Origin of the sequence: Rhizobium mesoamericanum STM3625, assembly GCF_000312665.1 — a bacterium.
Taxonomy (GTDB): domain Bacteria; phylum Pseudomonadota; class Alphaproteobacteria; order Rhizobiales; family Rhizobiaceae; genus Rhizobium; species Rhizobium mesoamericanum.
Window position 1 is genome coordinate 252,559 of record NZ_HF536778.1, and the last position, 18,931, is coordinate 271,489.

The 18,931-nt window shown below is 58.4% G+C and carries 16 protein-coding genes and 3 pseudogenes; 8 read left to right on the forward strand and 11 right to left on the reverse strand.

From position 1 onward, the window contains the following. Positions 1-579 precede the first annotated feature (579 nt). Positions 580-1,557: a LysR family transcriptional regulator gene (locus BN77_RS29870; protein WP_007539339.1), complete on the reverse strand. Its 978-nt coding sequence runs from the start codon at positions 1,555-1,557 to the stop codon at positions 580-582. A 946-nt stretch (positions 1,558-2,503) separates the two neighbouring features. On the opposite strand from BN77_RS29870, the gene BN77_RS29875 reads away from it, so the two are divergent. Next, positions 2,504-3,613: a flavin monoamine oxidase family protein gene (locus BN77_RS29875; protein ID WP_007539340.1), complete on the forward strand. Its 1,110-nt coding sequence runs from the start codon at positions 2,504-2,506 to the stop codon at positions 3,611-3,613. 466 nt (positions 3,614-4,079) lie between these two features. On the opposite strand, the gene BN77_RS29880 is transcribed toward BN77_RS29875, so the two are convergent. The 9 genes from BN77_RS29880 to BN77_RS29920 all read right to left on the reverse strand — a co-directional run bounded on the left by BN77_RS29880 (position 4,080) and on the right by BN77_RS29920 (position 13,349). Continuing rightward, positions 4,080-4,979 carry a LysR family transcriptional regulator gene (locus tag BN77_RS29880; RefSeq protein ID WP_040679154.1) on the reverse strand — a complete coding sequence of 300 codons (900 nt, stop codon included), beginning with the start codon at positions 4,977-4,979 and terminating at the stop codon, positions 4,080-4,082. Between the two features lie 202 nt (positions 4,980-5,181). Continuing rightward, positions 5,182-6,309 carry an acetylornithine deacetylase gene (gene argE / locus BN77_RS29885; RefSeq protein WP_040679155.1) on the reverse strand — a complete coding sequence of 376 codons (1,128 nt, stop codon included), beginning with the start codon at positions 6,307-6,309 and terminating at the stop codon, positions 5,182-5,184. 22 nt (positions 6,310-6,331) lie between these two features. After that, on the reverse strand, positions 6,332-7,795 hold the full coding sequence (locus BN77_RS29890; RefSeq protein ID WP_007539345.1) for an aldehyde dehydrogenase family protein: 1,464 nt from the start codon (positions 7,793-7,795) through the stop codon (positions 6,332-6,334). Between the two features lie 99 nt (positions 7,796-7,894). Continuing rightward, a complete protein-coding gene (locus BN77_RS29895; protein WP_007539347.1) occupies positions 7,895-8,992 on the reverse strand; it encodes a sodium:solute symporter family protein in 1,098 nt (365 codons plus the stop codon). After that, positions 8,989-9,201, reverse strand: coding sequence for a DUF3311 domain-containing protein (locus tag BN77_RS29900; RefSeq protein ID WP_007539349.1), 213 nt, complete (start codon positions 9,199-9,201; stop codon positions 8,989-8,991). The genes BN77_RS29895 and BN77_RS29900 overlap by 4 nt, the downstream gene beginning before the upstream one ends. 112 nt (positions 9,202-9,313) lie before the next feature. Further along, positions 9,314-10,576 carry an MFS transporter gene (locus BN77_RS29905; protein ID WP_007539352.1) on the reverse strand — a complete coding sequence of 421 codons (1,263 nt, stop codon included), beginning with the start codon at positions 10,574-10,576 and terminating at the stop codon, positions 9,314-9,316. A gap of 4 nt (positions 10,577-10,580) precedes the next feature. Beyond that, complete coding sequence (locus BN77_RS29910; protein ID WP_007539353.1) at positions 10,581-11,093, reverse strand: flavin reductase; 513 nt, start codon at positions 11,091-11,093, stop codon at positions 10,581-10,583. 27 nt (positions 11,094-11,120) lie between these two features. Continuing rightward, the gene (locus BN77_RS29915) at positions 11,121-12,491 is read right to left on the reverse strand and encodes an LLM class flavin-dependent oxidoreductase (protein WP_007539355.1); all 1,371 of its coding nucleotides are present in this window, start codon (positions 12,489-12,491) and stop codon (positions 11,121-11,123) included. Between the two features lie 297 nt (positions 12,492-12,788). Next, positions 12,789-13,349, reverse strand: a complete 561-nt coding sequence (locus BN77_RS29920) for a helix-turn-helix domain-containing protein (RefSeq protein ID WP_007539357.1) — start codon at positions 13,347-13,349, stop codon at positions 12,789-12,791. Between the two features lie 163 nt (positions 13,350-13,512). Between BN77_RS29920 and BN77_RS29925 the strand changes: the two genes are divergently transcribed. From BN77_RS29925 to BN77_RS35420, 3 genes and pseudogenes are all read left to right on the forward strand, one after another. Further along, positions 13,513-14,013, forward strand: coding sequence for a GNAT family N-acetyltransferase (locus BN77_RS29925; protein ID WP_007539358.1), 501 nt, complete (start codon positions 13,513-13,515; stop codon positions 14,011-14,013). 288 nt (positions 14,014-14,301) lie between these two features. Further along, positions 14,302-14,624 (forward strand): annotated as a pseudogene (locus BN77_RS33070) (DDE-type integrase/transposase/recombinase); the annotation flags it as partial. A gap of 65 nt (positions 14,625-14,689) precedes the next feature. Further along, a pseudogene (locus BN77_RS35420) lies at positions 14,690-14,939 on the forward strand (IS21 family transposase); the annotation flags it as partial. 94 nt (positions 14,940-15,033) lie between these two features. Here the strand turns inward: BN77_RS35420 and BN77_RS29930 are convergent. Next, positions 15,034-15,942, reverse strand: coding sequence for a LysR substrate-binding domain-containing protein (locus BN77_RS29930; RefSeq protein ID WP_040679158.1), 909 nt, complete (start codon positions 15,940-15,942; stop codon positions 15,034-15,036). 103 nt (positions 15,943-16,045) lie between these two features. Between BN77_RS29930 and BN77_RS29935 the strand changes: the two genes are divergently transcribed. From BN77_RS29935 to BN77_RS35425, 4 genes and pseudogenes are all read left to right on the forward strand, one after another. Next, positions 16,046-16,789: a glucose 1-dehydrogenase gene (locus tag BN77_RS29935; protein ID WP_037075944.1), complete on the forward strand. Its 744-nt coding sequence runs from the start codon at positions 16,046-16,048 to the stop codon at positions 16,787-16,789. Position 16,790: 1 nt separating this feature from the next. After that, complete coding sequence (locus BN77_RS29940; protein WP_007539370.1) at positions 16,791-17,507, forward strand: cupin domain-containing protein; 717 nt, start codon at positions 16,791-16,793, stop codon at positions 17,505-17,507. Further along, complete coding sequence (locus BN77_RS29945) at positions 17,504-18,610, forward strand: flavin monoamine oxidase family protein (protein WP_007539373.1); 1,107 nt, start codon at positions 17,504-17,506, stop codon at positions 18,608-18,610. The genes BN77_RS29940 and BN77_RS29945 overlap by 4 nt, the downstream gene beginning before the upstream one ends. Positions 18,611-18,745: 135 nt before the next feature. Next, positions 18,746-18,868 (forward strand): annotated as a pseudogene (locus BN77_RS35425) (non-homologous end joining protein Ku); the annotation flags it as partial. Between the last annotated feature and the right edge of the window lie 63 nt (positions 18,869-18,931).

The window sequence follows — 18,931 nt, forward strand, 5'->3', positions numbered from 1 at the left end:
CCGAAAACTGGCCGGTCTTTGATCGGAACGGTGGCCGGCTTCAAATCGGAATGGCGGCCGGTCTTTGATCGGAATGCCGGCCGGCTTCACGTCGCAATCTGGAGGGTTATGTGAGGTCGCATATACAATGCGGAAAATGCTCGATATGAAACGCAGTCTTGCGTTCGAATGGCTGGGAAAATCAAGCCGGTTCTTTCGGAGATGGATTAGTTCGATTCTGGATATGATATCCCGCTCTGCCACCCCGCATCCTGGAATTCGCTGTCCGGCTTGATCTTTCCAGGCCGCGGCATCCGGAACCTGCCGGGTCTATCGAAGAAATGGTTTCCTTGGTTGCCGATCGCCTCCATATACTCTGGCGTGTCCTTGCGGATTAAACGGGATCAGATGATTACAGATCACGCGAACTCACCGGAATGTCAGAGCACTGCGATCTCGACAGATGTCCCATTCATGATCGTGGTGGCCGCAAGGCTGGGCGGGGAGCGGACAAGCGCACCCGCGGCATTGGGGCTGCTCCACCGGCAACGGTGCCATACCAACATTTTTGCAGTTCAGTCGCCCGACGAAGTTTTCAGATCAGAGATGAGCTGGACAACATTCGTGCTGGTCCTGGTTGATGAGGGGCTCGGCAGCTACAAGCGGTGATGTCATACGGGCCGCTTCCTGGAATAGCATGTCGCGCATCCAGACGCTTGCCGGATCACTATTGTGAAGCGCATGCCATTGCACGGCCTCGGTGAAGGGAAGATGTTGTGGCAGCGGAAGGTCGACAATTCGAAGGGGTATTGTTTTTGCTAAATGCCGCGCCAGCCGTAAGGGCATGGTTCCTATACGGTCAGTGTTGGACAGCACGGGCGCAATCATGCTGAAGCCGTGTACCACGACGTCGATGCGTCTCTTGCGACCGTGCTCGCGCAAATACCATTCCTCGAGGCCTGGCCTCCGAAAACTTCCGAACTTAGCGACAACGTGCCCCATCGACATGTATCTCTCGAATGTAAGTGGCTCTGCCAGCTGCTTGTTCGAGCGACAGCCTACGCACACGTGTAAATCGTCGAAAAGCCTCGCATGAGGATGGGCATTCGACATGAATATTTCCGGCAATATGAGAAGATCGACGTCGCCGCGCTGGAGAAGATCTTCATTGTGGTCGGCGGGAGGGAAAAATTCGAAGCTGACGCCGGGAGCTTGCCGCGCCACACGCTCCACAACTTTTTCAAAAAATACAAGAGTGACGTAATCGGAAAGCGCGATTTTGAAGCGACGATCCGATTGGGCCGGATCAAACGGCTGCCAGGAAATAATAGAGAGCTGAACTTGCAGCAGAGCCTCGCGCACCGCAGGCGCAATACCTTCCGCCCGCGCCGTCGGGATAAATTCGCGGCCCGTCATCGTAAACAGCTCATCTTGGAAATAGGCGCGCAGCCGGGCGACAGCCGCGCTCATGGCCGGCTGACTGAGATTGATGCTGTGCGCCGCCGCCGTGAGCTTACGCTCAGTCATCAAAGCGTCGAACACGACCAGGAGATTTAGATCAAGTCCCTTAAACCGCATGTCTCTCTATCTATCCATAGCGTGGATCTATGCTCCCCAAACCCAACAGCATTCTTCATTAGTAATACAAATTGACATTTTCACAGCGCAGAGACCAAGTATGGAGATTTTCATTCGCTAAATGCACATTGAATGCGAATTTGAACATGGCACTGTCGGCTTGCGCTCGCGCGGGGGTCGGACAACGCGAGCGACCCATCCACCATGCGTCGCGCCGATTCAGCATATACCCGGAGTTCGTTAGCGGCGCGCAGTCCGCGTATGGTGATTTCGGAACGGTTTGCAACCAGGATCTTGGAATTCGTCACGTTCAGGTCACTGGAAGTGCTTTGACCCAAAGCAGGTACGAACCAGATAGCGCTTGCCGAAGAAACCGGCATACACGTTGATGACATCTCGAACTGGCCAAGATGGTAAGGGGAATGGTGATTTTTATAGGATTTGCGATGCTGCTGCTGCCGTGGTTGCGATTGCAGCGATATTCTTTAGGCAGTGTTCAGCGCAACTCGACGACGGACGGGAACACGTGTCGGTCGAGCAGTGGCCGCCAAGGTCAACGATCGTGGTTGAAAATCAACGAAACCTCGAATTTCTGGTACTGGCCGACAGGCTGAGGTTCCAAGGCGAAAAGCTTGAACGGCACTGCTGGGACGCCTGCCCACCGGCAGGCCACTCGAGGCCACGACGGCCGCAGACGTTTTGCGGATGACTGAGATGGTGGTGCGAGGTCACAAACACGAGGTGCATGAGCCTCCGTGTTATGAACAGAATTTATCGATCCATGAAGCAAGGAAATTTTTGATCCGACATTCCTCGTGCTATGTGCGCGGGATCACAAATTTGTCCCACCAGCCCGCCGACCGTCATCCCCGCTTGAAGACCGTCACGGGCGCGCCCGCTTCTGACAGGCCAACGCTGTCGGGAGCCAGCTTCCCGGAGAGAGATAATGAGGAACACCAAGGTAGCTATTATCGGCGGAGGCTTTGCAGGACTGCACACCGCGCGACTGCTGCATGCGGCCGAGATCGAATTCCTGCTCATCGAGGCAAGAGCCACCCTCGGCGGCCGGATCGAGACCGTGAACGAGACAGGCCAGCCGGACGCAGACGGCTTCGACCTTGGACCGTCCTGGATCTGGCCTCGAATGCAGCCTGCGATCGCCGCGCTCGTTGCCGAACTCGATCTGCTCACGTTTGCGCAAAACAGCGATGGCGACGTTGTCTTCGAGCGGATGTCGCGGGAATCGGCAAAGCGCTATCCCGGACTGAATCAGGAGCCCGAAGCACTGAGGTTCATCGGAGGATCCGCTTCATTGGTTCGTGCGCTGGCGCAAGGCTTGCCTGAGGCGGCGCTGTGGTGCGGTGCGCAAGTCACCGCGATGCGTCTCAACGAAACCGGTGTCGAGCTGTCTTTGAGATTTGCCGACGGACGTATAGAGCTGATTCAGGCGTCACAGGTGATTGCGGCGCTTCCGCCGCGTATTCTGGAGGCGACCGTCCAGTTCGAGCCGGCCCAGGAGAAAGGCACGACCGAACTGTGGAGGCAAACGCCGACCTGGATGGCGCCACACGCCAAATTTTTCGCTATCTACGATCGTCCCTTCTGGCGCGAGGCAGGATTCTCCGGGACGGCGCAAAGCATGGTTGGACCTTTGACGGAGATCCATGATGCAACCACGTACTCGGGCAAGGCAGCCCTGTTCGGCTTCGTCGGGATGGGAGCCGAACAACGTGCAGCAATCGGCGCGGTCGCGCTGAAGGAGGCCTCGATCCGCCAGTTCACGCGCATCTTCGGGCCGCAAGCTGCCCATCCGCGAGCGACCCTCTACAAGGACTGGGCTGCCGACCCGCTGACTGCGACATCCGCCGACTGGTTTTCCGCCGGCCACCCGAATGGCCCTGGAGGGGGCTGGATCGCTAGCCCGTGGAAAGAGCGGCTGGTCCTAGCCGGGAGCGAGACGAGCCGAGGTGAGGCCGGCTACCTTGCCGGCGCCGTACAAGCATCTTCCCAAGCTGCCCGAGACGTCATCTCGAAACTCGTTGTCGAGCAAAGCTGAAGGATAGAGGTGGTTCGGTTTGCCTGAACAGTTCCAGGCTTTCCGCGACACAACCGCCGGGTCACAACATCAGAAGACCACCACACGAAACCTCTGGGTTCGGACTGCGGCACAGTCGCTAAGCTCGACAGAGCGATCGCCCGGGTTATGGTCGGTGGCTTGGTTGCTGCTGTGATCGCCCGCAGTTGGTCATCTGGACCCTCGAAGCAGTTCCAGGTCACCATTTTGGGGGCAGCTTCCTCAGTCAGGCCGCACTTGCGATGCTTGCTATTCCGATCCGTTTGCTTCCCTACGTCGGAGGCGAGACATCACAATGCGATGCCGCACGGAAGGAAAGACGCGAGACATGGCCGCCTACATGCACAAGCTCGAATAACCTCTTGCAAATATCGTGGCTCTGAACATCTCCTCGACGGTGATTGACGAGAGGGAATCAAGGCGGCGCTGGGAAATTCGCTTTCCGCGATCACGGCGAAGGCGAGCGCCCCCTCTCGCGGGCAAGCGCTAGAAAACCGTCGATGTATGATATGGTCTCCTCACCGCGCCGTACACCCAGATTGATGTTTTTCCGTATACCGGTATCGCCCACGCGTAGCGCGCGTATCGGCATTCCAACGGCGTCTTCCTGCAGCAGCCAATCCGGTAGGACCGTAACACCCCTTTTCGCACAGACGAGTTGCAGCATCAGGTCGATGGTTTCGGCCGTGCGGTGCTGACGCGGTCGGCAATGGGCGGGAACAAGGAATTTGGTGTATATGTCCAGCCGCTCCAATGTGACCGGAACCGTGATCAGTTCCTCGTCGAGAAGATCCTGTGGCTGCACGCATTTCCGGTTGGCAAGAGGATGGGTCGCATGCACCATCAGCACCAACTCATATTCGAAAACCGGCGTAAAGAGCAGGTCCGGCGCGTCCACGGGATCCGGTGTGATCAGAAGATCGATTTCGTACGCAAGGAGTGCCTCGACACCGTCGAACCGGAAAGCCGTACGCACGTCGAAATCGACATCGGGCCACTTGTCGAGATAAGACGTCGCAATCTTGGTCAGCCACCGCTGGCAGGGATGACATTCCATGCCAACACGAAGGGCTCCTCTCCTTCCCATAGCAAAATCGGTCAGGACCCGCTCGGCATGTTCCATTTGGGGCAGGACGCGTTCGGCCACAGAAAGCAGATACTCACCTGTCTGCGTCAACCGCAGCCCGCGGCCTGATTTCATCCATATCTTGATGCGGTGCCGTTCCTCGAACTTTGCGATCGTATGGCTCAAGGCGGATTGAGTGACGTTCAGCTTTTCGGCGGCCGCGGTAACGCTGCCTCGACGGCTGACTTCTCTCAGAATTGCAAGATGCTGACGATCAAGCATTATGATGCCATTTATGAACCGAAGGATCAATGACATTTCTGATCATAATGCATCGCTGCTAACCTCGTCGTCAACCAAGCTCTGCCCAAGCCTCGCGATGGACGAAGGGATACTCCAGTGATCTTTTTCGATGCGGTCGTTCGTGGCTTCCATGGCTACGTCAATCCTTCTTTTGAAAATGTGTGAGTACGTCGCTCGCTGATCACGCAGCCAGGTCGGAAGCGACCCGGTCGAGCACAGAGCAGCACTCATTGAGCTCCGACAGGAGAATGTATTCATCGACCTTGTGCGCTCGGTCGACGTTACCGGGACCGCAGATGATTGAGGGAATACCGGTTTTCGCAAAAAGCCCGGCTTCGGTCCCGTAGCTCACCGCCCGGATGGGGTTCCGGCCAGTTGCCCTCGTCATCAATGTGGCCAAATCGGAATCTTCCGGGAGTTCCATTCCTGGATATTCGGACAAGCGATCAGCTTTGACTTTGAGTCCAACCTTTTCAAGCTCGGGAAAGGCCTTGAAAATCGGTTCAAGCAGTGAGTAGGGCTCCGCGCCGGGAATGGCTCTAACCTCGACATCAAAGCTTGCGAACTGCGGTATGACGTTAAGTGACAGACCTCCTTCGATCACACCGACCTGAAGGGTCGAGTATGACGGCAAAAAGAGTTCATTCTGCTGCCCGTGCTTCAGCAGATCCGACTGAGCCACCGCCTTGGCCAATAAGGTGGACAGTCCGTGAATGGCATTGAGCCCGCGATCGGGTCTCGACGAATGACCGGCTGTTCCTTCGACTGTGAATTTGACGGCGGCCTTCCCCTTGTGCGCAAGAATCGGGATCATCTGGCTTGGCTCTCCGACAATGCAGCTCGCCGGCAAGGCGCAGATCGACGGAATTGCCTCGATCATATGGGGAACGCCTCGACATCCTGCCTCTTCGTCGTAGGAAAATTCAAAGCGAAGGGGGCGACGGAGTTTTTCCGCATTGACTCCAGCTGCGACGGCCATGGCAGCGGCAAGAAACCCTTTCATATCGCTGGTGCCGCGGCCGTAAAGGCGATCGCCCCCTTGTCGAAGCGCGAACGCCGGCGATGTCCAAGGCTGACCCTCTATGGGCACGACATCCGTATGACCCGAGAGAATGATGCCGGCTCGATCACGCGGTCCCATGCTCACGAACAGATTTGAACGATTTCCTTCCGGACCGGGCAGCTCGCTCACATGCGCGCCGAGCGCAACGAAATAGTCCCTGATGTAAGAGACGATCGGCGCGTTCGCCGAGCCCACGACGGATGGAAAACCTATCAACTTTTCAAGAATTTCACGAGCGTTTGCCATAATGCGTACCTCCGGCGCCAATTCAGATTTCGATCAAAACGCTCTTTAGCCGACGGTTGGATTTGTAGGCTTCCTTGCCAAGGTCCTTGCCGATACCGGATGCCTTGTAACCACCGGTCGGGAGGATGTGGTCGCGCGAGCGCCCGTAACGATTGACCCAAACTGTCCCTGCCTCAACGCGTTTGACCGCCCGCATTGCCTGCGACAGATCCTTCGAGAACACGCCGGCGGCAAGACCGTAGGTTGGATGATCACTCAATTCGAAGGCTTCTTCTTCGTCACCGAACGTTTGAACGGTGATGACCGGGCCAAATATTTCTTCGACCAGCGCGGGAGAATCCTTCTCTACGCCGCTAAGAATCGTGGGCTCATAGAAATATCCATCACGATCCATGCGTTTCCCGCCTATGATTGCCTCGGCTCCTTCAGAGACTGCCGCATCGACGATGGTCTCAATGCGCGCGATTTGGTGCGCGGAAATGACGGGGGAATAGTTGCTTGTAGCATCCCAAGTTGGGCCCGCATGGTAGGACGTCATCGCTGCCGCCAGAAGCCCCATGAACTCGCCTGAGACACGCTGATCGATAATCAGCCTTGTGCCGGCAACGCATGTTTGCCCGGCATTCAGCATGATGCTTCCGGCGATGCACCGGGCGGCCACCTTGAGGTCGGCGGAAGGAAAGACGATCTGAGGACTCTTCCCCCCGAGCTCCAGCGTCATAGGCTTGATCTGGGTCGACGCGATTTTTTTCATGATCGCACCTCCAGCAAGAGTGGAGCCGGTGAAACTGACCTTGGCGATATCGGAATGCGCAATGAGGCTCGCGCCCGTCGTCATTCCGTCACCCAAGACGACGTTTACGATGCCAGCTGGTATTCCTGCTTTGATGGCAAGCTGCGCGATGTAGATCGTGGAGAACGGTGTCAACTCGGAGGGCTTAAGAACAATGGCGTTACCGGCCGCCAAAGCAGGCGCCATTTTCCAACCCGCCATAGAGACTGGCACGTTCCAAGGCGTGATTGCCCCGACGACACCGTAGGGTTCACTGAGGATCATGCCGAGATGGTTGCCATCTGTCGGAACCACATCGCCGCCTTCCTTGTCGGCCATCTCAGCGAAGAAACGAATTTGTTCGGCGGTCACGGCAACATCGATCGAAACGGACTGCGCGATCGGCCGTGAAGAAGAAATCGACTCCAACTGGCCGATCTTTTCGCCTTCGGCAACGATGAGATCTGCCCAACGGTGCATGACTTCGGTGCGTTCGCGGGGCCGGCGCATTCCCCACCCACTCGTCTTGAGAGCGGCTTTGGCGGTCGAAACAGCCTGATCGACGATCTCGGGACCTCCCAATGGGCAGGAAGCGTAGTTGATACCATCTGAGGGGCGTTGCAGCTCGATTCCCGAACTGTCGATAATCAGCCGGTCACCGATCCAGTGGCCAATCGGCATTTCGACGAGTTCTGGTTTGAATGAACTGGCCATGGGTTATCAACCTTTTCTGCAAAGTTTTTCGGCCACCACCTGAGGCAGCGACGTTGGGGCCTGTATGGGCGGGGAGCAATGCCCTCCCCGCCCGATTGATCAAGCTTCACGGACCTGTTGTGCGCCGGCGCTTTCGGGTTTGCGGGTCACGAGCGTAACAAACACGAGAGTGATTACGTTGAGCGCCAAAGCCACGATACCGACGTTCAGATCCTGCAATGGCGACGGCAGGAAAGGGAACAGGGCGCCGACAGTGCTTTTGGTAAGCGAAACCCAGGCCACAGTTGCTTCGCCGACAACGATCCTGACGATGGCAGCGGAGCGGGTAACGGGGTTATTCTTCCTTAGGCTCATCAAAAGGACCGGGAAGAGCTGTGTTACGAATGCATAGGCCATGAGGAGCAGCGAGACGATTGTGTCGCCACCGCCAAATGTGGCGGTAAACGTATGCGGCCACATATAAAAGCCCAACGTCGAAAGCAGCACCGTCGAGGCATACCAGGTGGTGCTTTGGCCAGTCGGTGCCAAGGCCAAGAAACCGGGCTTTGCCTGGTTTAAAGCTTCGAACATCGGTCCGATGCCACCGTAGTAATGATAAGGCAGATAAAGGCCGAGAAACACCGCAACGAACATCACCAGAATGTCCTTGACGACAGCAGTCCATGCCGACCCGTGAATGCCAGACACGAAAACGTAGAGCGCCACGATTATAGCGCCGACCCAGATTCCCTGGGTGGACGAGATCGATGAGTATGATGCAACGTTGATAATAATGCCCAAGCCCTTGAGTTGAAGGACAAGATACGGAATGAGCGCCACGACTCCGACCACCGCGACAACATCGCCAAGTGTTTGACTTTCATACTCAAAAAAATCCGGCTGCGACAAAAGCCCCTTCTCCTTGGCGTAGCGCCAGATCGGCGGCAGAAGCCAATAGGAGAGAATGAAGCAAAGGCTTCCATAGCCAAGTAGGTAAAACGCTGCCGCTCCTTTGCCGTACGCAAACCCGCTGCCGCCGAGAAAGACGAACGTCGTGAAGATTTCGCCCGCCATCAGAAGGAAAACAATGAGCGTACCAAAGCCGCGCCCGCCGACGGACCATTGCTCGAGGCTCATGTCCTTGCCGCGCCTTGCGCGAAGTCCAAGCCCAAGTGCAACGACCAGGATTCCGAAGATGAAAAAGTGTGCGCTGTTCACTTGCTGGCTCCTTCCAAATCATCGGAGCCATGTGCGCCGCTCGCTTTGTCAACGACATAGATGCAAGCCATTGCGACCGAGGTCAGCACAAGCATGAGGGACAGCCATGCCAGAACGAATGGCATGCCCAAAAGGAACGGTTCGACCCGGTTCAGGAAGAATGGCGCAACGAGGACCGGGATCAAGGCCAGTATGTGTATAGGTCGCATGGTTCCATCCTCTTGTTAAGCGACACAGAAAATTGCTCCGCTCTTGCGGCGGATTTCTTCACCCCGCCTTTTCGGCCCGTTTGCCGAATGGCGAGTTCATGTCAGTTGATTGCTAGCGTTTGCCGCCAGCGATGCGCTTTGCATCCGGATCAGAACGCAGGCGCCACATGGCGACGCAGCCGATGATCGGGCCGACCGCCAGCATCATGAATGCGCCCGACCAGCCCAAGATTTCCTGAACGATAGGCACGATTTGAATGCTAGCCATGGTGAGCAAAAATCCAGCGCATGTCTGAGCAGTCAGCAAGGTTCCGACGGAGCTCGGCTCGGCAAGTTCTGCAATAGTTGCAGAGAATTGCGCAGAGTCGGCAATGACGCTAATGCCCCATAGGACAACAAGAGGAGCCAGAATGACCAGCGGTGCATGGTAGAGCCATCCAACGGTTGCCGCACACGTACCGCTCACCGCCATTGCGGCTATCGTCACAAAAGTCCGACCAATGCGGTCCGCTAGGAGGCCACCTAGCCACGAGCCGACCGCTCCCGACGCGATCGCTACGAACGTCAACCAGGCGGCCATTGTATTCGAGTTGGCGAATCCACGTTCGGCGAACGATTGATGTAGAAACACTGTAAGCCATGCCCACATGGCGTAGAGTTCCCACATGTGACCCAAATAACCGAGATTGGCCTTGCGGATTGACGGCCGGCGCCAGCTCTGGGCGATTTTGGAAAAGTCGACCGCCGTTGCTCGGCGGATATTCGGACCCAAACGCACGAAGCAGATGAGGACGGCTGCAAGTAAAGCGGACCCTGACGCGACGAGATAGATGTTTTTCCAGTTCACCTCGACTGTCGCGGCCAGCAAATGCGGGCTCGCCGAGCCAAGGGTGAGCGCACCAACGAGAAGCCCGATCAAAAGACCAAGATCTTTGTTAGCCCAGGTTGCAGCCATGCGCATGCCGACCGGATAGACGCCGGCCATACAAAGACCTGTCAAGAACCGGAGGAAGACGACCGGCAGACCAGTTGGCGCGCTAAAGACGAGGCAGAGAGTTGCCAAACCTGCGATTGCCGCGCAACCCGAGAAAAGCCGCCGAGGATCGTACCAATCAGGGAGCGAGAAAAGGGCCGAGACAATAGTTCCCGCAACGAATCCGATCTGGACTGTTGTCGTCAGGAACGCCTCTTCCGTTGACGTTATTGACTGATGTTGCTTGATGCTTGCGATCGCCGCGCTGGATGAAAACCACACGCTCATTGCTGAGACCTGTGCGGCAAGGATCAGGGCCAAGGCACCCCATTTGTCCTTGCTCGCAGGTTTTCCGGACGGGATGGCAAGAGATCGTGGACTGACGTTAACGCGCCTGCCCATCGTTCTAAGTCCTGGCCTCGGCTGGACCGCCCATATTCACACCGACTCGGTGAAAATCCCGACCGAAATATATCAAGCCGTCAGAACCCGGCTGATTTTGGACTGCTTTCACCCGGCAGTAAAAAACTGTGTGCGTGCCAACTTCCGAGACGGAATCGACCTGGCAATCGATGGCACACACGGCTCCGTTAAGAACGGGTGCGCCGGTTTCGAGAACGCTCCACTTGGCGCAAGCAAGACGTTCGGTGACAGACAGGCCTTTGGTGGCAAATTGCATTGCGACATGGCGCTGGTCGGCCGACAGAACATTGACGCAAATATTGCCATTCTTTCGAATGATTTCGTTGTTTGCACTCGCTCGGTTGATGCAGACGAGCAAGGTAGGAGGCTCGTCCGTCACGGAGCAGACAGCGGAGACTGTGCAGCCAGCAGTGCCTGCCGCACCGTCAGACGTAATGATATTCACCGCGGCAGCGAGACCGGCCATCGCATCGCGATATTGGGATTTGTCGATCATCTGAAATCCTCCTCCTAATGAGAGCGACTATTCTGCAGCAGTCCCACCGCGATATTGCGCGGCGGAATGAGTGGCTGGCAGGCGGGCGTGGCCGAACAGCTTTTCGCGATACGTGCCCTCCGCGTAAGACGTCTTGTAAACGCCCTTCTCCTGCAGAAGCGGGATCAGGTGGGTGATTACGTCGTCGATGCTCTCCGGTGTAACCGTCCGGGACAGGTTGAACCCGGCGATCCCGGCTTCCTCGCTCCACCCGATGAGCGTCTCGGCGATCTCTTCTGCGGATCCGACCCAAGGCTGCTGCCTGCTACCGAGCACCATCTGCTCCAACAGCCTGCGCCGGGTCCATTTCGGGCCAGCAGCCTTGTTCATGATCTCGACGTTGGAAACGATCGCCTGGCTCTTGCCTGTTTCGATCGGCTCGTCGAGATCGTACTTCGCAAAGTCGATGCCGAGCGAGGCGGCCGCATGTACAAGCGCGGCCTCCGAGCTCACATATCGACGGTATTCCTCGAATTTCTCCTGCGCCTCTGCGCCCGTCTTACCGATGATCAGGGTCGCTCCAAGGAAGACCTTTACGTCATCTGTGGAACGTCCTTTTGCCTCCGCACGCGCTTTGATGTCAGAGGTGATGCCCCTGACATCTTCCTTCTTCTGGCCGTTCACGAAAACGCACTCGGCGTGAGTGGCAGCGAATTCGCGGCCGCGCGGCGACGACCCTGCCTGATAAAGAACCGGCGTGCGCTGTGGAGAGGGCGAGCAAAGATGCATCGCGTCAACTTTGTACTGCCGCCCTTCGTGATGGATAACGCGCACCTTGGCCGGATCGGTGAAAACGGCGTTCTGTTTGTCACCGACGACCGCGTCATCATCCCAGGAGCCCTCCCAAAGCTTGTAGACAAGCGACATATACTCGTCGGCCAGATCGTATCTGTCGTCATGAGCGACCTGTCCCTGCAGACCAATCGCACGAGCCGCACTGTCGAGATATCCCGTGACGATGTTCCAGCCGATACGACCGCCCGTCATGTGATCCAGGGTGGACATTCGCCGGGCAAAGAGGAACGGCTGCTCATAGATAAGATTGCAGGTGACGCCGAAACCGAGGTTCTTCGTAACCGCGGCCATTGCCGGGATGACGATTGTTGGATCATTGGCCGGAAGCTGAACAGCGCCGCGCACGGCGGCGTCCGCACTGCCGCCATAAACGTCATAGACCCCCACCACGTCGGCAAAGAAGATTCCGTCGAACAGGCCTTGTTCCAGCTTACGCGCACAATCGGTCCAATATTGTAGATCATTGACGCGATATGATTGATCACGAGGATGTGTCCACATTCCCTGCTGGATGTGGCCTGGGCAAAACATATCGAAGGCGTTGAGATGTATTTCGCGTAACATAGGCACTCCTTCTCTTATCGATATCGGTCGAATTGTCCATCTTAATGAAACAGGTATGCCACTATGATGGACATTTGAGATATGTCAAGAGAGCTTTGAAAAGAAGGTTGGCTTGAAAGAGGGGCTTGGAAAAGCTGTGTCGTCGTGTCCCCAGTACGTGAAAAGCCCGAACGCTTCCGTCACTATATGATTACGCTCAGGGGATTCGAGACGACTCCATTCAGTAAAGAAAAGGCGGAAGGCACGGCAGCCTTCCGCCTGATCCGAGCGGCATGCAACGGTAAGAACGAGATTATGTCAGGCTTCTCTGAGCACGATCACAGCGTAGCGGCACTCGTCTGCCGTCTCGTTCGCGAAAGTACAATCGTTCGGTGGCCCCACTTCAAGGCAATCACCTTCATCCATCTGGTGCGTCGTCTCGCCCTCGATGAACACAAGTTCTCCCTTCAAGACCCACACCAGGTGCTTTCGATGTGCATAGGATGAAGCAGGAAACGAGGACCGCTTTCCCGGAGGCAGAACGACATCGATCACATCGATTGGAGTCGATGAACGGGGCGACACATGTGTTCGGATGTAGCCCGTAACGGGATCGACCCAGACGGGTTGCTGGCGCTTTCGCAAAAGCATCCCTTCCTGCGTCTCGGCACGGACCATGAGTGTGGACATGCTGATCTCGAATGCTCCCGAAAGACGTGCCAGTAGCATTGCGGTCGGGCTTGCATCCCCGCGCTCGACCTTGTGGATCATTGCCCGAGACACGCCTGACCGCTTCGCCAATTCTGTCAACGACCAACCGCGGAGTTCGCGCTCAATCTTTATGCGAGCGCCCAGCCGCTCATCAATGTTATCCAACATAATAGACTTTCTTGCCTCGTGCGCCAGACTCGGGAGTGAGCAATTTCCGCGGAGGGACGCCGGTTTTCACTTGAATTTCAGGATACGATAGAATATCGGTGTGCTCCACATCTGTTTGGAAAACGCGGCGCAGCGTGAACATCATAGTGGACAGTTTCGAGATATGGAAAATTCAATTGTAATCCGTCCGGCGCTTGAGGCCGACCTCCCAGCCATTCTCGATATCTATAATGAAGCGGTGCAAAACACCACCGCGATATGGAACGAGACACTTGTTGATTTGCCAAACCGAAGGATGTGGCTCGCCGATCGAATGGCGAAGAAGCATCCTGTGCTCGTAGCGGACAGGAACGGCGATGTCTTAGGGTACGCGACCTACGGAATCTGGCGGACAATCGAAGGCTTCCGGCAGACGATGGAACATTCAGTATACGTGCGAAAGGGCTCGCAAGGCGGAGGCATTGGCTCAAGCCTCATGCGCGCACTTATCTCGGAAGCGCAAGCTCGCCAGATTCATGTTCTTGTCGCATGCATTGAGGCGGAGAATTCCGGTTCGATCAAACTGCACGAGAAATTGGGCTTTAAGACAGTCGGAAAATTCAGCGAGGTCGGCCAAAAGTTCGGGCGGTGGCTTGATCTCCTGTGCATGCAGCTTCGACTTTAGGACAGCGCCGCACCTCCGGTTACAGCCTGAGACTTTGTCGACCGCTTCGAGCTTACAAGCCCACGGATCAGTGACGCCGTAGCGGGCGTGAAGCTGATCCGGAATGCAAAAGCTCGCCACCGCGCATCCGACTCCGTGACCAAGCTCCAGGTCTCCTCCGATATCACCTAGCTCGGTGCTGTCACGTTGTACTTGGCTTAACGGTTGACGGATAGCCGGACGTGATGAGCGCGCCGACCATCATTCTATAAGAACCACCGTTTCCCACCGCAGATCCATCGCCCATGCGGTCTGGCGCCAAAGAGGATTATCACCGATAAACTGCGCTCATACGGAGCGGCAAAGCCAGGTGTGATGCTGGCCGTTGAACATAGATCACACAAGGGCCTCAACAATCGTGCAGAAAATTCCCATCTGCGGCTGCGAAAACTAGAACGAATAATGCAAGGCTTCCGATCCGTCGGCGGCTTGCAACGATTCGTCTCGGTGTTTTCAGCGCTCAGAAATCATTCCGTCCCGTCGCACCAGAGCACTCTGCTCTCGCCACCCACATTCATCGCATCCGCGCTATGGCGCAATGGAAAGCAGCCGCGACCGGCGCAGCAGCCTGAGTTGAACTGAAAGCGCTTCGTCCGACCTCAGTGAAACAAGGTGACAACGCCGTCACGCGCATTGACGCGGCTTCCGGGTCTTCGGCGGAGTGCCCGAGCGGGGGAATTTACGACAATATGCGCACTGCTAGTCAATATCCGGTTTTTGGCGATGACGAACCACTACGTCTTTACGCCCGAGTTTTGTAACCCCTCCGCCGGCTCGGAGAAGGGGCAAGTTGAGAAGAACGTCCAAGATGCCGGCCACGGCTTTGGCAACAGATACCGGTCTTCCCGAACTTGCTGTCTTTGAACGTCTGGCTGGAAGAGCATTGCTAAGACCTGTGGCGGGAACAGCGCATGGCACCTGGCCCCCCGGTCTGTTGTCGCCAGGCTCTGTCAGTTGGAGTGGGGTCCCGCTTTTGGGGGATCAATGCGCGTGACTTTTCCAGAGCCAGTCGTGGAAGGTCGCGACCTCGTGGCGCCGCAGTGCCTTTGGGGCAGCTACGATGTAATAGGCCCATTTCACCGGCCAGCAAATTTCCGGTAACAGATGGACGAGGCGGCCGCTTTCCAGTTCCTGGGCGACCAGCGCCTTGCGCACCAGGGCGACGCCGCGCGCGGCGATCGCCGCTTGGATCACGGCGGCGGTGGAGTTGATCTTCAGGCCGCGCTCAGCCGGCACCTGGTTGGCGCCGGAACGGGAAAGCCAGTCGGCCCATGATGGGAAGTCGCCGCCCCGATGCGGCGTGCCGTCGTGGATCAGTGTCTGTTCGGCGATCCAGCCGGCGGTGACCTCGCGATCTTGAGGCAGCAGCCTGTTGTGGCAGACGGCGATGATCTCCTCGCCCATCAGGAAGGTCGATTTGACACCCTTCCATGTGCCGAGCCCGCAGCGAATGCCAATATCGGCTTCGCCTAAGGCAAGGTCACTGACCCGGTCGGAGACGTCGAGCCGGACGTCGATATTCGGGCAGTTCACGGAGAAATCGTCGAGGCGCGCCAGCAGCCAGTTGCCAACCAGCGCCTGCGAGGCGGTGACGACGACGACGGCACGCGCCTTGCGGCCGCGCAGCTTGCGCAAGCCCGCCTCCAGCAGGTCGAGCCCTTGAGCGATATCCTCGAGTGCATCCGCGGCCTCGTCGACCGGCGTCAGACGCTCGGTGCCGGAGCGGCTGCGCTTAAACAGCGGATAGCCCACCCAATCCTCCAGCGAACGCACGAGCTGGCCGACGGCGGGCGGCGTCACGTCGAGCTCGCTTGCCGCGCCGACAAAGCTGCCGTGTCTTGCCGAGGCCTCCAGTGCCTGGAGCGATCGCAGTCTGGTCAGGTTTCTCATCGCGCCCACGCAAAGATTTTCTTTCTTTGCGGTATGGCCGGTTTTCCTCGTCAATGCAATCGCGGGCGCTAGAGTCTTCGCCAGACGAGAGGATTGACGAATGATGCTTGAGGGAAAGACGGCGCTGATCACCGGCGGTTCGAGCGGGATCGGCCTTGCCGCCGCGAAGGCGCTGCGCGCCAACGGCGCTCGCGTGGCGATCACCGGCCGCTCGCAGGAAAAACTCGATCTGGCCGCTGCCGAGATTGGCGGCGACGCACTGGCGATCCAGGCGGACGTGTCCTCGATCGACGATCTGGGCCGGGTCAAGAGCGTGCTTCAGGATGCGTTCGGATCGCTCGACATCCTGTTTGCCAATGCGGGCGTGGCACTCGGCACGCCGCTTGCGACGGCGGACGAGGCGACCTATCACAGGATTATGGACGTGAACGTGAAGGGCGTATTCTTCACCGTGCGGGCCGTCCTGCCGCTGATGCGCCCGGGCGGATCGATCGTGCTCAACACCTCCTGGCTGAATCAGGTGGGCACGCCCGGCCGGGCGATCCTCTCGGCCTCGAAGGCGGCGGTTCGCTCCTTTGCCCGAACCATGTCGGCCGAGCTCATCGACCGGAAGATCAGGGTGAACGCCGTCAGCCCCGGCTCGATCGAAACGCCGATCCACCGCGCCAGGGACCAGAGCGAGGAAGAGTTCCGCGCCTATGCGGAACGCGTCGGCGCGCAGGTGCCGCTCGGGCGCATGGGCAGACCGGAAGAGATCGCCGCCGCCGTGCTCTTCCTGGCAAGCGACGCTTCGAGCTATATGCTCGGCGCAGAGATCGTCGTCGATGGCGGCAGATCGGAGCTTTGACATGCTGCTGAACGAAGATCTTTCCCGACGCACGCTCGTCCATGCCGCGGCACTCGAGTGGATGCCAAGCCCCGCCAAGGGAGTCAACCGGCGCATGCTCTTCAGGATCGGGGAAGAGAAGGCGCGGGCCACCTCGATCGTCCGCTACGCCGCGGGCAGCCGTTTTGCCCATCACGCGCATCCGGGCGGCGAGGAATTTCTGGTTCTCGACGGGGTCTTCCAGGATGACGGCGGCGATTTTCCGATGGGCGCCTATGTCCGCAATCCGCCCGGCAGCGGCCACGCGCCGCAAAGCGAGGACGGCTGCACCATTCTGGTGAAGCTGTGGCAATTCAAGGCGGATGATCGCGAGCGGGTGGTGATCATGCCTGGCGAAGGCGAAGCGGGCAAATTGCGTGCCGGTGTCGCCTCATCGAAAATTCTCTTCGAGGGTGCGAGCGAGCGGGTGATGCTGGAGACATGGCAGCCGAAGGCGCAGGTGACGATCGCCAATTTCCAGGGGCTCGAGCTGCTGGTGCTCGACGGCGCTTTCAGCGGGGCGGGCGAGGCTTTGGGACGCTGGAGCTGGCTGCGGCTCCCAGCGGAACAACATCTGCATGCGAAAATCCGGCCGGAGGGTGCGCGGGTGTGGTACAAAGCTGCGCCGCTTCTGCACGCGGATGTCTGCGCCTTCGACAATCCTCAATCCCCCTCCCAATCCCCCGGAAGCAACATATGAAAACCTGCCAAATCGCCGTCGTCGGCGCCGGTCTCTCCGGCCTCTATGCCGCGCGTTCGCTGAACGCTGCCGGCCTTGACGTCATTGTCCTCGAAGCGCGCGACCGTCTTGGCGGCCGCATCCTGACGACGGGCGAGGATGGTCTCTCCAGCGAGGATGGCTTCGACCTCGGCCCCTCCTGGTACTGGCCGCAGATGCAGCCGGCAATGGCGACGCTCGTCGGCCAGCTCGGGCTTTCATTCTTCTGCCAGAACGGCGAGGGCGACGTGATTTTCGAGCGCATGTCGCGTGAGAGGCCGCAGCGCTACAGCCCGACATCTATGGAACAGCAATCGATGCGGCTTGCCGGTGGCACTGCCGCCCTGGTGCGGGCGCTCGCCGCCGATCTTCCCGCCGGCCGCATCCTGCGCGGTGCGAAGGTGACGGCGATGGTGCTTGCCGATGCCGGCATCGAACTGAGCGTGGAAACGGGCGAGGAGAGCGCGTCTCTGTTGCTGGCCGAGCATGTGATCGCCGCCCTGCCCCCGCGGCTTCTCGAAGCGACGGTGCGTTTTACGCCGGCGCAGGAGCCCAAGACCGCCGCACGCTGGCGCGACATGGCGACGTGGATGGCGCCGCATGCGAAATTCTTTGCGATCTACGACCAGCCCTTCTGGCGCACGGACGGCCTCTCCGGCACGGCACAGAGCATGGTCGGGCCGATGGTTGAAATCCACGACGCGACGACGGCATCCGGCAAGGCGGCGCTGTTCGGCTTTCTTGGCGTCGGAGCGGAGCAGCGTCGCGCAGCAACCGGCGAGCAGGCGTTGAAAGAGGCCTGCCTCACGCAGTTGGCGCGGCTCTTCGGCCCGCAGGCGCTCAAGCCCCTTGCCACCATTCTCAAGGATTGGGCCGCCGATCCGCTGACGGCGACCGCCGCCGACCGCACGGGCGGCGCCCATCCTGTGGCCGGAAGCAAGGAGTGGGTCTCAGGCCCGTGGAAAGATCGTCTATTCCTCGCCGGCAGCGAGACAAGCCCTTCCGAGCCTGGCTATCTCTCTGGCGCCGTCACTGCCGCCGAGGAGGCAGTAACCAAAATCCTGTCGGAAATCCATCGCCAATAAATCGGCGCATCGAAACGAGCCGCCGCCAATGCCAATGTGGGCAATGGCCGGGCCAAGGCCTCCCGTTCGCCAGCAGCAAAGATGGCCAAGACGGTAGGCGCGCCACAGCGCCGCGCCGGTCGACGGGAGGCGGCTATGGCTCTTCGCCCCTATTGGAAAGGCTATCTGAAGCTTTCGTTGGTCACCTGTCCCGTGCAGTTGATGCCGGCGACCTCGGAAAGCGAAAAGGTCCGTTTCCAGTCGGTGAGGAGGCGTTCTCCGTCATCCGCGACGCCATGGGCGCAGAGAATGGTTGGCATATCAAGGCTGGTGGTTTCGCGG